At 52.3% G+C, this 396-nt stretch carries 1 protein-coding gene; it reads right to left on the bottom strand.

What is annotated here, in order from left to right; genetic code table 11:
* Positions 1–74: 74 nt before the first annotated feature.
* On the bottom strand, positions 75–396 hold a 322-nt coding region (locus B2067_RS10105), incomplete at its 5' end, for a TRAP transporter large permease subunit (protein ID WP_301388344.1).

The raw sequence follows: 396 nt of genomic DNA, 5'->3' as shown, positions 1-396 counted from the left end.
AACGGGGCCAATGGCCCCGTTTTTTGTGTCAGATTCCTCAACAATCACTCATCCGAAGTTGAGAACTGATACTCTCAGGAATACCCAATCGCCAATGGTATAAAGGCAACAATCATCAGAGCTGTCGCCATCGTCACCAGCGGCAACAGGATCTTCTCATGGCGGTACCAGAAGTTTTCGCCGATCACTTCTTCTTTCGACAACCGGACTTCTTCTTCACCGACCACCTGACGTGTTAACAGGTGGTTAAGCGCAACAGGTGGGCTCAGATAGCCAAGCTCGAAGGCCACCAGCGTCACCATCCAGAAGTGCACCGGATCAATGCCCGCCTGATAAGCGATACCTGCGATGGATACGCTCACAAGCACGACTGCGCCGTATGGGTCCATGATCATG

It is taken from the genome of Thalassolituus sp. UBA2590, from assembly GCF_002339775.1.
Classification (GTDB): Bacteria; Pseudomonadota; Gammaproteobacteria; order Pseudomonadales; family Oceanobacteraceae; genus Thalassolituus.
Note: the sequence above shows the minus strand (reverse complement) of the source record. Positions and strands in the feature narration are given on the sequence as shown.